Below are 13,453 nucleotides of genomic sequence, written 5' to 3' on the forward strand. Positions count from 1 at the left end.
GCCCACCGGTGGGGTTGTGGCGCGGGTGGTGCGCGTCCACCGCAAAGGCCTCCTGAGCCCACCTGACTTGACCCACGGGCGAATCCGTACAAAGCTGTCGCGCAGAAGCGCAACCGGTATTCCGAACACGGAAGTCTCGTATGCAGGATCGGGCGCATCGTCCGAAAAACATCGTGAGGAGGTCAAGATGTCATCTCTGGCAGCCACAAGATCTCGGTTGACAGTGGCAAGCTCATCTGCGTTGATCACGACGGCGGTGGCGCTGTTCCTAACGATGCTGCTGAGCTCGCCCGCCGCCGCCCAAGAGGCCGACACCAGCAGCCTGCCCGACTCAGATGTCGCCGACCCATGGGTGGATGCGGACGGCGGCCCAATCTGTTCGGCCGATATCTTGCCCCTTGTCCTGGTCGAGATTGATGATCCCGACGACACCAATGATCCGCCACGCAAGATCACGGTGCCGACACGACCGAATCGCAGCGAGCTCTGCCAATCCAGGACGATCCCGACCGGCTACACCACTATGCCGCCCGGAATCAACAAGCCAAGAGCGCCGTTGCCGACGGTCGAGCGCTCGGTCGCCACGTTCAACGAAACCACACAAACTTGGGAGACGACGCGTCAGACCGTTACCGATGTCTTCGCCGTCAACAAGGCTTGGGAAGCATATAACAGCGAGGTCCTGGCACGAGATGCGACCCGGAAAGCCTGGTCCGACTACGTGAATCCGACTCCGCCCTCAGACTACGTGAAGCCCAGCGAGCCGCCCGAGAAGCCGACCCCGTATCAGTCGTGCGGCGATACCGTCGATGACTGCAACTCCTATGACTCCCAGTATGACGAGACGTCCGATGACGACTACGTTGCGCCTGGCACAAACACGGCACCCACGGCCACCAACACGTACAGCACCAGCACGGATTCGGACGGGGAAATGACGGCTACGGTCACGCCGGTCATGGTCACTCGCAACACCGACCTCACCGCTCGCGAACAGGCCAACAAGACGTGTACCAACAACTGCGAAAAGGCCGGAGACAAGGGCGTGGCCTACCCGGCGATCTTCAAGCCGGACAATTGGCTCGAGAATGCTGATGAGTTCTTCGAGGCCTACGATGAACTCGACGACGAGGGAAATGGAACGCCGTTCTACACCTGCGAGTACATGTATCCCGACCACAAACCCGAAGAGTTCAGCTGCTATCTCCAAACCCCCGGTTCCTGACCCTGACGGCTCAGGCTGAGCGATCTCGCAGCGCGCGGCGGGCCTCGCGATCGGTTTCCCGCTTGCGGATGGCTTGACGCTTGTCGTACAGGCGACGGCCGCGCGCGAGGGCGAGCTCGAGCTTGGCCCGCCCGTCGCGGAAGTAGATCTCGAGCGGGATGAGCTGCAAGCGGTCCTGCTCGGTCCGTGCCCGCAGCCGGTTGATCTCGGCGCGGTGCATGAGCAGTTTGCGGGGACGCTCGACGTCGTGGCCCATGTTGGGCGAGGCGTGAATCCATGGGGCGATGTGCAGACCCATCAACCACATCTCGTCGTCACGCACCCGGGCGTATGCATCGCCCATCTGGGCGCCGCCGGCACGCAGCGACTTCACTTCGGAACCGCGCAAGACCATGCCGCACTCGAAGGTGTCGAGCACCTCGTAGTTGCGGCGCGCACGGCGGTTAGACGCTACGACTGTCCGTTCGGTCGAGGTCGCGCCGATAGATGAGCGGTCTCGTTGCGTCACCTGTTTCCTCCCGCTCTTGTTCCCCATTCTCATGCGATTGGGCTCACGGGCCGCTCGGGCCACGGCTTCGCCTATCGGCTCAGCCTCGCGGCCACGAGCCCGAGGGTACGGCTGACGTTGGTCGCTCTTGCGCCGATTCTCTGGTGCCAGCGACTCGGCGCGGCAGTAGACGACGACGGCGACGGCCCGTAGAATCCTGAGTGATCAGGTCGGGAATTGCCGCGGCGGCGCGCGAGTTCTTGGCCTGCAACCGCCCGCTGCGGCGCCGCCGAACCCAGGAGTCCCGATGGCTGTCACCGTCCGCTTGCCCACCGTCCTGCGTCCGCACGCCAACGGGCAGTCGCAGATCGCTGCCGAGGGCAGCACCGTGTCCGAAGCGGTGTCGTGGCTGGTCGGCGAATTCCCCGGCATCGCCCCCAACTTGCTCGCCGAAGACGGCAGCTTGCACCGATTCGTGAACGTCTATGTCAACGACGAGGACGTTCGGTACCTCTCCCAGATGGACACGGCGCTGTCTGACGGTGACGAGCTGTCGATCCTGCCGGCCGTCGCCGGCGGCTGAGCCGGTCCGGCCCAGCACCGGCTCCCAGCGGCAGAACCGGCACGTGGCCGTTTATCGCTCCGTTGACGAGCTGATCGGCGGCACTCCCACCCTTGACGTCAGCCAGCTCAGCCCCAACCCCTCGGTCGCGCTCTACGCCAAGCTGGAAGGGCAGAACCCGACCGGCTCAGTGAAGGACCGGGTGGCGCTCGCCATGTTGGACCGTGCCGAGGCCGAGGGCCGTCTGGCGCCGGGATCGGTGATCATCGAACCCTCATCGGGCAATACCGGCATCGCGCTGGCCATGCTCGGGCAGCGCCGCGGCTACCGGGTGAAGATCGTGCTGCCCGGCAACGTCACCGCCGAGCGACGCCAGATGCTCGAGATCTTCGGCGCCGAGATCATCGCTAGCCCGGCCGAGCAGGGCTCCAATGGCGCTGTGCGGTTCGCATTGGAACTGGCCGAGGCGAACCCCGACTGGACGATGCTCTACCAGTACGGGAACGAGGCCAATCCCGAGGTGCACTACCGCACCACCGGCCCCGAGATCGTGGCCGATATCCCAACCATCACCCACTTTGTTGCAGGGCTCGGCACGAGCGGCACGCTGCTGGGTGTCGGTCGGTACCTCAAGGAACACGCGCCCGCGGTGCAGGTGTGGGCCGTCGAGCCGCCGGCGGGCGAACAGGTCGAGGGATTGCGCAGCCTCGACGACGGTTACGTGCCGCCCATCTTTGAGCGTTGGGGAGGCGTCGACCTGCTCGACCGCAAGATGATCGTCCGTCCACGCGAGTCGATCGAGGCGACGCGGATGCTGGCGACGGAAGGCGTGTTCTCGGGCATCTCGGGGGGGGCCGCGCTGGCCGGGGCCCGCAAGGCCGCCGACCGCATCGACGAAGGCGTCATCGTGTTCGTCGTCAGCGACCACGGCTGGAAATATCTCTCCGTCGGCGCGTGGACTGACGACCTTGACGCTGCGGCCGACCACGCCGCCAACGTCATCTACTTCTGATTGTCTGCTCTGACGAGTCCTGCTGTTGATCTGTTGCCGAGCCGTCATACCGTTGCCGAGATGGCGAAGCCGGGATCCCGTCGCCGAGTTGCAGCGCTCACCGCGGTCGTGGCGGCGCTGGCGGTGTCAGCAGCAGCGTGTACAGGCCCGCCCCTCGAGGTAGCTCCCGCGCCGACGGCCACTATCGCACTGTCGCGCGACGTCACCGCGACGACGCTGCTGCCCGCCCAGCAGTCAGCCGAGCGTCCGGCGGCAGTCCTGGTGACCGTCCCCGTCGATGGCGCCGAGCCACGCGGCGAAGCCCCAACCGCTACGACAGCATCCGCGCGATTGGGGGCCGCCGCCGTTCCCCATCCCGAAGGCGTGGTGTTGGCAGGGGACGGTCTGGGCCTCGTGAGCTTCGGTGCTGGGGTGCCGGCGGCTCTGGATGTGCTGACCGACGCGCTCGGACAGCCGGTGGCCGACAGCGGCTGGATTGACACATTCTCGATCTACGGCGACTGTCCCGGCAGCCGCCTTCGGGTCGTGGAATGGCCCGGTGTGCTGGCCATGTTCGGCGATCCCGAAGACGGATACCAGCAACGCGACGCCGACGACGAGCACTTCATGACATGGCGGCTCGGCACATTCGGGCCCGATCCCTACATGCTGCGGACCGCCGAAGGGATCGGCGTCGGCGCGACGCGCGCCGAGGTTGCCGAGGCCTACGCGGCCGCCACCTTCCGCCCGGCAACGGCTACCGAAGCGCTCTCGGTGTTGCTCGCTACGAGAGGCGGCCGGCTCGTCGGCATTTTCGATGAGTCGGAGGTCCTGCGATCGCTCGAAGCGGGGACGGCCTGCGCGACACGCTGACGCCCTGAGAGGCTGCGCCGATAGGCAAGAGTTCGGATTGTCGCACCAGTTACTTCCCGCTCTTGTTCGCTGCGCTCACGGGCCGCTCGGGCCACGGCTTCGCCTATCGGCTCAGCCTCTTGTCCGCGTCGCGATGTGAGCCGAGCGCTTCGCTTGCGTAGTATCGGCCTCCGTGAGCAAGCTCTCGGTGACGGTCTTGGGTTGTTCTGGCAGCTACGCCGCCGCCGGCGAGTCCTGCAGCGGGTATCTGGTACGCAGCGAGACGACGGCCTTGTGGGTCGACTGCGGCCCCGGCACCTTCGCCAACTTGCAATCCCACGTGCCGCTCGAGTCGGTCGACGCGATGCTCGTCAGCCATCACCACCCCGATCACTGTGCCGAGCTGCCGGTGGTCTACAACGCTGCGAAGTACTACATGGGCATGTCCCACATCCGGGTTCTCGCAACCGAGGGCGTGCGGGAGGTCACCGAGGCCTACGGCGACAGCTCTGATCTGTTCGGCTGGGAGATGGTGAAGGATTCGTCGGAGGCACGCGTCGGCGACATCGACGTGCTGTTCTCACGCACCGATCATCCGGTCGAGACACTGGCGATGCGCTTTGAGAGCAACGGCAAGTCCATCGTCTACACCTCCGACACCGGCCGGGGCTGGGCGCTCTCGGCGCTCAGCCGTGACGCCGGGCGGCCCTCGCCGGACCTCGTGGTCGGCGAGGGAACGCTGCTGCACGCCACCGACAACCCTGCGATTCCCCATGTCAGCGCCGCATGGCTAGCGGCGGATGCCAACGACGTAGGGGCACGGCAACTCGTCGTGACTCATGTACCGCCGGGATCGGATCCGCAGGATCATCTGACCGAAGCGGGCGAGGTGTTCAGCGGCGATGCGGCGGTTGCACGCACCGGCGTAACGTTCTGGGCATGAGCGCCGAGCATGATGTGGCCGAGCCTGATGTGAAAGGCGAACCCGGGTCGTGACTCGCGTCGACGGTCGGTTGCCAGACGAACTGCGCGCGGTGACCTTCGAACGCGATTTCACCGACCAAACGCCCGGATCGGTGCTGGTGTCCTTCGGTCGGACCCGGGTGCTGTGCACCGTGTCGATTGACGACGACGTGCCGCGGTGGATGCGCGGCCGAGGGACCGGCTGGGTGACTGCCGAATACGCGATGCTGCCCGGCTCGAGCGGCGAGCGTGTCGGCCGTGAGTCCAAGCGCGGCAAGCAGAAGGGGCGCACGCTCGAGATCGAGCGCTTGATCGCGCGAGCGCTGCGGGCGGTGTGCGACATGGCAGCGCTCGGAGAACGCGAGGTCACCGTCGACTGCGATGTGTTGCAGGCCGACGGGGGGACCCGAACGGCATCGATCTGCGGGGGCTACGTGGCGCTTCACGACGCATGCACCCGGCTGGTCGCCAACGGAGCGATCAGCCAGCACCCGCTCGTCGACGAGTGCGCAGCCATCTCGGTGGGGATCGTGGACGGCGAGGCCCGACTCGATCTGCCCTACGAGGAGGACTCGCGGGCCGAAGTGGACATGAACGTCGTGATGACCGGGCAGGGGCGCTTCGTGGAGGTGCAGGGCACCGCCGAGGGTGAACCCTTCGACGACGCCCAGCTCGCCGCAATGCTGGCGCTGGCCCGTTCGGGGATCGTCGAGATCGTCGACCTGCAGCGAGCAGCGCTGGCAACGCCACCGACGTGACCGGAGCGGCCTCATCGCCGGCTGTGGCTGAGCACACCAGGCGTGCAAGCCCCCGATGGTCGCGGAGGTTGTGACCTCGTGCGGCTGGTGATGGCGTCGGCCAATCCGCACAAGGCAGTCGAGATCGCCGCGGTGTTGCGTGAGGCGATGCCATCGGTGGAGATACTGCCGAGGCCGTCGCAATTGGGCGACGTGGCGGAGGACGGCGAGACCTTGGAAGAGAACGCGCTCATCAAAGCTCGGTTCGTGTTCGCCGCTGCCGGTGAGCCGTCCATTGCCGACGACACCGGGCTTGAGGTTGATGCGCTGGGCGGTGCGCCCGGCGTGCACAGCGCCCGCTACGCGGGACCCGAGGCGGATCCGGTTGCCAATCTGGCGAAGCTCATGGCCGCGTTGGAAGGGGTGCCGTATTCGGAGCGCCGAGCGCGTTTTCGGACCGTGGTGGCGGTTATCCTGTGCGGCGGAAGCGAGGTGCTGGCCGATGGCGCCGTCGAGGGCACGATTGCGCTGTCGCAGCGGGGCGATGGCGGCTTCGGTTACGACCCCGTCTTTGTCCCCGACGAGGCAGCCCCGCTGACGTTTGCCGAGATGTCGGCGGATGCGAAGAACCACATCAGCCATCGCGGTCGCGCCTTGCGTGCCCTGGCAGCGCAGCTCTGAACTCGACTGGGGCGACCTCGCGGACGCTGTTGAGGCGCCGCCGGAGGCGATCGGCAGCGCGACTCCGGCTGGGCTCGATGGCCCCGTCGGTAACCTGCGCCCCATGAGCGAACTTCCCTCCACACAGCGCCCGAGCCCGGCGTCTGAGCGTGCGTTCGAGTCCAGCGGTGTGACCGGGTGGACCCAGATTTCGAACCGGCTGCTCGACGACCGCATCGTGTTCCTGGGCGATGAATTGGATGACCAGTTGGCCAACGTCGTCTGTGCGCAGATGCTGTACCTAGAGGGTCAGGACCGGGGCCGCGACATCTCGCTGTACATCAACAGCCCTGGTGGCTCGGTCACCGCCGGCATGGCCATCTACGACACGATGCAATTCGTCGCCTGCGACGTGGCCACGGTTTGCCTCGGGCTGGGCGCCTCGATGGGGCAGTTCCTGCTCACGGCGGGAGCACCGGGCAAGCGCTACTGCCTGCCGCACGCCCGGGTGATGATGCATCAGCCGTCTGGCGGAGTACGTGGCCAGGCATCTGACATCGCCATCCAGGCCGAGCAGATGGCCTACGTCAAGCGCCTGATGGCCGAGCGCACTGCGCTTCACAGCGGTCAGGATGTCGAGCAGATCCTGCTCGACTCCGAGCGAGACCGCTGGTTCACTGCCGAGGAAGCCAAGGGCTACGGCTTGTGCGATCACGTGGTCGTCAAGCGCGGGGAGATGATCTAGCCGGTCGCAGCAGTGCTCGTGCGTCTGGTTTATCCAGGCGCAGCGGTGCAATGGCGGGTGACGTAGTCCACGACTCGCTGCGTGGCGGCATCCTGGGTCTCGAGGAACGGATCCTGCGCTGCGATCAACGCGGCCGCACGATCGAACGTCTCCCGTGACGCTGTCTCGGTTACGGCATCGGAAAGCGCTGCGGTCAGGTCGGCCAGCAAAGCCATGTCAGGTCGTATTTCCACCGGTGCTGCTGCTGCAGCGTCGGCGAATTGCCGCGCTGTGCGGTCCATTGCCTCACGTGTGGTGGTGTCGTCGTTCGGGTTGACCGTCAAGCTGATCTGGTCGACGACGAGCAGGTGAGCGAACTCCCCGCAGAACTCCTCGACGGAGGGCTCCCCGCTGTCGCGCCACAGCGCAAGGGCGATCGCTACGACGGCGGCGGCGATGAGGAGCCAGCGCCGGCGAGCTGTCACCGCCATCACGCTCGGGATGCAGCCTCCGCACGGCAGCGCAGATCCGCGACACCGTGCGCGAGTCCCTCGGTGTAGCGGTACAGCGCGCTGCCCGACACGAGCACGTTGGCGCCTGCCGCGGCGGCTCCGCTGATGGTCTCGGCCGAGATGCCGCCGTCCACTTCGATGTCGATGCCTGCGCCTGACGCCCCAGCCGAACCGCTCTGGCTGATGAGCTGGCGCAGCGCAGCGATCTTGGGCTCCATTGCGGCGATGTAGGCCTGACCGCCGAACCCCGGATTGACGGTCATGACGAGCACCATGTCGACGAGGTCGAGCACGTGAGCTACGGCGTCGATCGGTGTCGACGGATTGATGGCCACGGCCGGTTGCGCGCCAAGCTCGGCGACGCGGCCAAGCGTGCGATGCAGGTGAGTGACCGATTCGGCGTGGATAATCAGCATCTCGCAGCCGGCGTCGACATAGGCGCCGAGCATCGGGTCAGGGTCGACGACCATGAGGTGGGCCTCGAACATCACGCTGGCGTGGGGGCGGCAGGCCGCGATGACATCGGGGCCGAAGGTCAGGTTCGGGACGAAGACGCCGTCCATGACGTCCCACTGGATCCGATCGACGCCCGCCTCGGCAAGCGCAGCGCACTCGTCACCGAGACGCGCGAAGTCAGCGGGTAGGACCGATGGAACGATCTCGATGGGCCGCGGCGCCGTCGTTAAGGACGTGTTCACCCGGCCAGTGTTGCCGACGCGCCGCCGTGAGGCGCGGCAGTTACCTGGTGAATGTGCCCGGAGAGACCGCGTCGGCAGGCGTACCTTCTCGTTGTCGCACCAATTGTCTGCCGCTCTTGTTCGCTGCGCTCACGGGCCGCTCGGGCCACGGCTTCGCCTGATGACGGCTCAGCCTCTGAGGCAGCGGCTTAGTTCAGCCGCTCGACGATCATGGCCATGCCCTGACCGCCGCCGACGCACATCGACTCGAGCCCGAAGGTCTTGTCGCGGTCGGCAAGACCGTTCAGAAGCGTGGTCATGATGCGGGCACCGGTCATGCCGAACGGGTGGCCCAGCGCAATGGCACCGCCGTGGAGATTCAGCTGATCGACGATGTCGATGCCCAGCTCGTCGGCCGACGGGATCACCTGTGCCGCGAAGGCCTCGTTGATCTCGACCATGTCGATGTCGCTCATCGTCATGCCCGCCCGAGCCAGCGCCTTCTTGCAGGCCTCAATCGGGCCGAGGCCCATGATCTCGGGGTTCAACGCCGAGACCGCCGACGAGATGACGCGAGCCAGCGGGGTGATGCCCAGCTCTTCGGCACGCTTGCGGCTCATCACCATCACGGCGGCAGCGCCGTCGTTCAGCGGGCACGCGTTGCCGGCTGTCACCCGGCCGTCGGGCCGGAACACGGGCTTCAGCTGTGAGACGGCGTCGTAGGTGACGCCTGCACGAGGCCCGTCGTCAGCGCTGACCACGCTGCCGTCAGGCAGCTCGAGCGGGGTGATCTCCATCTCGAAGAAGCCGCTGGCGATGGCGGCCTCGGCCTTGTTCTGGCTCATCACGCCGTATTCGTCCATGGCCTCGCGGCTCACGCCCTTGTGCTCGGCGACGTTCTCGGCTGTCTGGCCCATCGCGATGTACAGGTCGGGCAGTCCCGGCGCAGGAGCCCAGTCGTCGTGACCGCCTTCTGACCGCACCTTGGTGCGCTCGCCGGGAGCACGGAACTGCGGGTTGGTGGTGCCGGGCAGGCTGTCGGAGTTGCCCTTGTCGTAGCGGCTGACGCACTCGACGCCAGCGGCGATGAAGGCGTCGCCCTCACCGGCGCGGATGGCGTGCGCTGCCATGCGAATGGTCTGCAGCGACGAGGAGCAGTAGCGGTTGACGGTGGTGCCGGGTACCTCCTCGAGACCGGCCAAGATCGCCGAGGCGCGTGCGATGTTGAAGCCGGCCTCTCCGCCGGGCTGGCCGCACCCCAGCATGAGATCCTCGATCTCGTTGCGGGGAAGCTCGGGCACCTTGTCGAGCAGCTTGGTCACGATCTGCGCGGTCATGTCGTCGGGCCGCATCTCGGTCAGCGAGCCCTTGAATGCTCGTCCGATCGGGCTGCGGGCGGTGGCGACGATGACCGGATCGGTCGCGGCGTCAGTGCTCATGGGGGTGTCCCTTCTGCCGGCGCGCCGATCCCGTCTGGGGAGCCGGTCACGCTGTGTGTGCGAGCACAGAGACTACGTGATTGCTAGGCACTTCATCCGCGGAGCGCGCGGCCTCGCGGGCACCCAGGGCACCATGAGGCAATCCGCAAATGGACGGTTGGCGTGGCACTCGACAGCCGGGTACTCAGTCAGGGGGCGCAAGCGCAAGCCAAGCACCGGTCGCAGCCTCCGCTGCCGCCGAATCCAGATTGCAAATCAGCGATCGCGAATATTGCAAATGTCCCAATGCAACCGTTGCAATTCGCCCAATTGGGGCAGCCGGCGCGCCGCCCTGGGTCAGGCGCTCTGGAGTGCCCGCCAGACGTTCTGGGGGCTGCAGGGCATGTCGATGTGGTCGATGCCGAGGTGGGCGACGGCGTCGCATACCGCGTTGTGCACCGCCGGTGTGGAGCCGATCGTTCCAGACTCGCCGATGCCCTTCGCACCCAGGGGGTTGCGCGGGCTGGCCGTCTCGGTGTTGGACACCTCGAAGCTGGGCAGCTCTGCGGCCGAGGGCACCAGGTAGTCCATCAGGCTGGCGTTCAGCGGGTTCGCATCGCCGTCGTATTCCACATGCTCGTACAGCGCTTGTGCGACGCCTTGTGCGATGCCGCCGTGCTGCTGGCCGTTCACGATCATCGGGTTCATGATGGTGCCGCAGTCGTCCACCGCCACATGGCGCAGCAGTTCGACCTCGCCGGTCTCGCGGTCAACCTCGACGACCGCCACGTGAGAGCCGAACGGGAACGTGGAATCGGTCCCGTCGAAGTTCTCCTCGGCCATGAGGCCTGCCTCGATGCCGGAGGGGCGGGCACTGTCGTCGTTGGCCAGCTTGGCAATGTCGGCCCAGCTCACTGAGCTGGTCGGCACACCGGCGACCGCCAAGCCGCCTTCGGCCACCACGATGTCGTCGGCGGAGGCCTCCAACAGGTGGGCGGCGAGCTGCTTGCCCTTCTCGAGCACCGCCTGGCTGGACAGGTACACCGCCGAGCCTGCGGTCTGCAGCGACCGCGAACCCAGCGTGCCGGCACCCGAGGGGACCTCGGCGGTGTCGGCGTCGACGTGAGTCACGTCTTCCATGGCAATGCCGAGCACGCCCTCGACGATCTGGCTGAAGGCCGTGTCGTGCCCTTGGCCGTGGCTGGAGGTGCCGACCCGAATCGTGGCCGTGCCGTCGTCGTGAACCTCCGTGCTGCCGTATTCCACGTGCAGACCGACGGGGGCCGTGATCTCCACGTAGGACGACACGCCGATGCCGATCATCTTGGAGTCGCCCGAGTCACGCCTGGCCTGCTGCTCGGATCGCAGCTCTGCGTAACCCGATGCTTCGAGCACCGCATCGAGCGCCCGCTCGTATTCGCCTGAGTCGTAGCTCACCCCAGTCTGCAACGCGGTGGGGAAGGCATCGGGCTGCAGGTAGTTCTTGCGGCGAATCTCTGCAGCGTCCATGCCGATCGCAGCGGCAGCCTTGTCGAGGATGCGCTCCACCATCTGGGTGGCCTCTGGTCGCCCGGCGCCTCGGTAGGCGCCGATGGGCGTGGTGTTGGTGATCACCGTCAGCGACTGGTAGTCGATGACGGGAATGTCGTAGACGGCCTGGCTGAGCATGCCGGTCAGCATCGGCAGGATCGCTCCGATGATCGGATACGCACCGGCGTCGGCGATCACGTTCGCCTTGAGGCCCACGATGCTGCCGTCATTGCGCACGCCGAGTTCGGCATTCATGACCATGGCGCGGCCTTGCACCATCGACAGCATGTTCTCGGTTCGGTTCTCGGTCCAGCGAACTGGCCGGGAGAGTTCCTGGGCTGCCCTGCCGACCACGATGTACTCGGGGTACACCGCAGCCTTGGGGCCGAATCCGCCACCCACCCACGGCGCGGTCACTCGCAGTTGCTCGGCCTCAAGACCGAGGGCGGGGGCGAGCGCCTCGTGCTGGGAATGAGCGTTCTGAACCGACACGTGCAGCGTCATGGTGCCGTCGGCGCCGGGCACTGCGACGCAGCCATTGGGCTCCATGGGTGCGCCGGCCAGGCGCTGAGTGACGATGCGCTCGGATACGACGTGATCGGCGCCGGCCAGTGCATCGACGCCGGGGCGTTCACCGGTCTCCTCGTCGGGCCCGGGAATGGCGAAGGGGAAGCACACGTTGGACTGCTGGCCTTCCCACACGATCGGCGAGTCGGGGTCGGCAGCCCGCTCGAAATCGGAAACGACCGGCAGCGAGCTGTAGTCCACGTACACAGCCTCCGCCGCGTCGTTGGCCTGCGCTTGGGTCCCTGCCACGACTGCTGCCACCATGTCGCCGACGAAGCGGACACGACCGGCGGCCAGCGGTGGACGGTTGAAGTCCGGCGGCATCATCGGGAAGCCTTGGAACGCGTCCATGGACAGGTCCTCAGCCGTGTACACCGCCAAGACGCCCGGCATCGACGCCGCTTCGGAGGTGTCGATCGAGGTGATCTCGGCGTGGGCTTCGGTCGAGCGGACGAATGCGACCATGGCGGCGTCGACGTCAAGGTCGTCGACGTAGTGATTCGCCCCGGTCAGCAGGCCAGGATCTTCCTTGCGCTGGACGGCATTCCCAAGAATCGAACCCGATGCGGCCATTACTTGCCCCCTTGTAGATGGCACCGCGGGTGCGGCACCGGTTTGCGTTCAGGACGGTGTGCCCAGCCGCGAACGGCTCGGCATCAGCCGCGACAGTAGCCCAACGCCCGGTCGGCGCTGTGCGCCCGAGGACCCATTCCCGAGCAGGTGACGGAGCGACACCGCAGGCTGCCGCTCGTCAGTCGAGCGATGCGAGCCAGCTCGCGACGGTGTGTGCGGCGAGGCCCGGTTTCTCGCACATCCACCAATGGCCGACATCGAGCAGTTCGGTGACCCGAGCACCGGCTCGCTTGGCCATGCGGCGATGCATGATGCCCCCGCCGGTGAAGTGGTCTCCCGCCGCCAGGATGCAGAGTCCAGGGCGCTGGCCGGCTGCTGCGACGTTGAAGCCCAAGTTCGCCATGGCCGGTTGAGCAGCGTCGCGGTAGAGCGCCAGAATGCAGCGCCCCATGTCGGAGTTGATATGGGGCACGACTGCAGCGGCCACCTCCGCTCCCATGCCCAAGCCGGCATAGAACTCGACTCGCTCGGCATCCGGGCGGCTGATCATGCGCTCGATCGAGGCATCGCCTTGCGGGGTCTGCCACAGCTGGGCTGCGTCGTGCCAGACATAGTCGGGATCGAAGAGGCCGATCACGTCGGTACACCACGAGCGAATCAGGTCAGGACGCTCCATGGCGATGCGCATGACATGACCGCCGCCCCAGTCGTGTCCCAGCAGGTCGATGTGTGAGGCGCCTGCGTTGAGAAGTCGTTCCAGCTCGGCCGCGAGCCAGTCCCGATACTCGCTCATGGTGGCGCCGAAGCTGTCTGGCGCGGACGCGCCGAATCCAGGCGGCGACAGCGCGACGACGTCGGAGGGGCCGACGCCATGGCGCTCGAGGGCGACGCGCATGGGGTCCCAGATGGCGGCTGTTTCGGGGTTGCCGTGGACAAGCGCAAGCGTCATGAGATCGCTTCCTCGCTAGCTGGGGG

The 13,453-nt window shown here is 66.7% G+C and carries 14 protein-coding genes; 8 read left to right on the plus strand and 6 right to left on the minus strand.

From position 1 onward, the window contains the following. Positions 1 to 16 precede the first annotated feature (16 nt). Positions 17 to 1,225 (plus strand): hypothetical protein, encoded by a 1,209-nt coding sequence (locus ACOGJB_RS18255; protein ID WP_419838504.1) that lies wholly within the window; start codon positions 17 to 19, stop codon positions 1,223 to 1,225. 10 nt (positions 1,226 to 1,235) lie between these two features. Here the strand turns inward: ACOGJB_RS18255 and smpB are convergent, their stop codons facing one another. Further along, positions 1,236 to 1,733 carry an SsrA-binding protein SmpB gene (gene smpB / locus ACOGJB_RS18260; protein WP_419838505.1) on the minus strand — a complete coding sequence of 166 codons (498 nt, stop codon included), beginning with the start codon at positions 1,731 to 1,733 and terminating at the stop codon, positions 1,236 to 1,238. A gap of 286 nt (positions 1,734 to 2,019) precedes the next feature. Here smpB and ACOGJB_RS18265 point away from each other — a divergent pair, with 286 nt between their 5' ends. The 7 genes from ACOGJB_RS18265 to ACOGJB_RS18295 all read left to right on the plus strand — a co-directional run bounded on the left by ACOGJB_RS18265 (position 2,020) and on the right by ACOGJB_RS18295 (position 7,222). Further along, entirely contained in the window at positions 2,020 to 2,295 is a 276-nt protein-coding gene (locus ACOGJB_RS18265) for a ubiquitin-like small modifier protein 1 (protein WP_419838506.1), read from the plus strand. A gap of 43 nt (positions 2,296 to 2,338) precedes the next feature. Continuing rightward, complete coding sequence (locus tag ACOGJB_RS18270) at positions 2,339 to 3,286, plus strand: PLP-dependent cysteine synthase family protein (RefSeq protein WP_419838507.1); 948 nt, start codon at positions 2,339 to 2,341, stop codon at positions 3,284 to 3,286. A 60-nt stretch (positions 3,287 to 3,346) separates the two neighbouring features. After that, positions 3,347 to 4,138 (plus strand): hypothetical protein, encoded by a 792-nt coding sequence (locus ACOGJB_RS18275; protein ID WP_419838508.1) that lies wholly within the window; start codon positions 3,347 to 3,349, stop codon positions 4,136 to 4,138. A 172-nt stretch (positions 4,139 to 4,310) separates the two neighbouring features. Continuing rightward, complete coding sequence (locus tag ACOGJB_RS18280) at positions 4,311 to 5,060, plus strand: MBL fold metallo-hydrolase (RefSeq protein WP_419838509.1); 750 nt, start codon at positions 4,311 to 4,313, stop codon at positions 5,058 to 5,060. Between the two features lie 49 nt (positions 5,061 to 5,109). Continuing rightward, positions 5,110 to 5,838, plus strand: a complete 729-nt coding sequence (gene rph / locus ACOGJB_RS18285) for a ribonuclease PH (RefSeq protein WP_419838510.1) — start codon at positions 5,110 to 5,112, stop codon at positions 5,836 to 5,838. Positions 5,839 to 5,916: 78 nt separating this feature from the next. Continuing rightward, positions 5,917 to 6,498, plus strand: a complete 582-nt coding sequence (gene rdgB, locus ACOGJB_RS18290) for an RdgB/HAM1 family non-canonical purine NTP pyrophosphatase (protein ID WP_419838511.1) — start codon at positions 5,917 to 5,919, stop codon at positions 6,496 to 6,498. Positions 6,499 to 6,601: 103 nt separating this feature from the next. Beyond that, positions 6,602 to 7,222 (plus strand): ATP-dependent Clp protease proteolytic subunit, encoded by a 621-nt coding sequence (locus ACOGJB_RS18295; protein WP_419838512.1) that lies wholly within the window; start codon positions 6,602 to 6,604, stop codon positions 7,220 to 7,222. A 29-nt stretch (positions 7,223 to 7,251) separates the two neighbouring features. Here the strand turns inward: ACOGJB_RS18295 and ACOGJB_RS18300 are convergent, their stop codons facing one another. From ACOGJB_RS18300 to ACOGJB_RS18320, 5 genes are all read right to left on the minus strand, one after another. Beyond that, a complete protein-coding gene (locus tag ACOGJB_RS18300) occupies positions 7,252 to 7,686 on the minus strand; it encodes a hypothetical protein (protein ID WP_419838513.1) in 435 nt (144 codons plus the stop codon). 5 nt (positions 7,687 to 7,691) lie between these two features. Next, positions 7,692 to 8,411 (minus strand): ribulose-phosphate 3-epimerase, encoded by a 720-nt coding sequence (gene rpe / locus ACOGJB_RS18305; protein WP_419838514.1) that lies wholly within the window; start codon positions 8,409 to 8,411, stop codon positions 7,692 to 7,694. Positions 8,412 to 8,599: 188 nt separating this feature from the next. Next, positions 8,600 to 9,829 carry an acetyl-CoA C-acetyltransferase gene (locus tag ACOGJB_RS18310; RefSeq protein ID WP_419838515.1) on the minus strand — a complete coding sequence of 410 codons (1,230 nt, stop codon included), beginning with the start codon at positions 9,827 to 9,829 and terminating at the stop codon, positions 8,600 to 8,602. 336 nt (positions 9,830 to 10,165) lie between these two features. Next, the gene (locus ACOGJB_RS18315; protein WP_419838516.1) at positions 10,166 to 12,478 is read right to left on the minus strand and encodes a xanthine dehydrogenase family protein molybdopterin-binding subunit; all 2,313 of its coding nucleotides are present in this window, start codon (positions 12,476 to 12,478) and stop codon (positions 10,166 to 10,168) included. Between the two features lie 178 nt (positions 12,479 to 12,656). Continuing rightward, complete coding sequence (locus tag ACOGJB_RS18320) at positions 12,657 to 13,427, minus strand: alpha/beta fold hydrolase (RefSeq protein ID WP_419838517.1); 771 nt, start codon at positions 13,425 to 13,427, stop codon at positions 12,657 to 12,659. Positions 13,428 to 13,453 lie beyond the last annotated feature (26 nt).

Origin of the sequence: Candidatus Poriferisodalis sp. (assembly GCF_965208895.1) — a bacterium.
Taxonomy (GTDB): Bacteria; Actinomycetota; Acidimicrobiia; order Acidimicrobiales; family Poriferisodalaceae; genus Poriferisodalis.

Bases quoted from the DNA above. Each gene is read 5' to 3' on its own strand.
- ACOGJB_RS18265 (WP_419838506.1), top strand. From the start codon at position 2,020: ATGGCTGTCACCGTCCGCTTGCCCACCGTCCTGCGTCCGCACGCCAAC.
- ACOGJB_RS18275 (WP_419838508.1), top strand. From the start codon at position 3,347: ATGGCGAAGCCGGGATCCCGTCGCCGAGTTGCAGCGCTCACCGCGGTC.
- ACOGJB_RS18295 (WP_419838512.1), top strand. From the start codon at position 6,602: ATGAGCGAACTTCCCTCCACACAGCGCCCGAGCCCGGCGTCTGAGCGT.
- ACOGJB_RS18310 (WP_419838515.1), bottom strand. From the start codon at position 9,829: ATGAGCACTGACGCCGCGACCGATCCGGTCATCGTCGCCACCGCCCGC.
- ACOGJB_RS18315 (WP_419838516.1), bottom strand. From the start codon at position 12,478: ATGGCCGCATCGGGTTCGATTCTTGGGAATGCCGTCCAGCGCAAGGAA.
- ACOGJB_RS18320 (WP_419838517.1), bottom strand. From the start codon at position 13,427: ATGACGCTTGCGCTTGTCCACGGCAACCCCGAAACAGCCGCCATCTGG.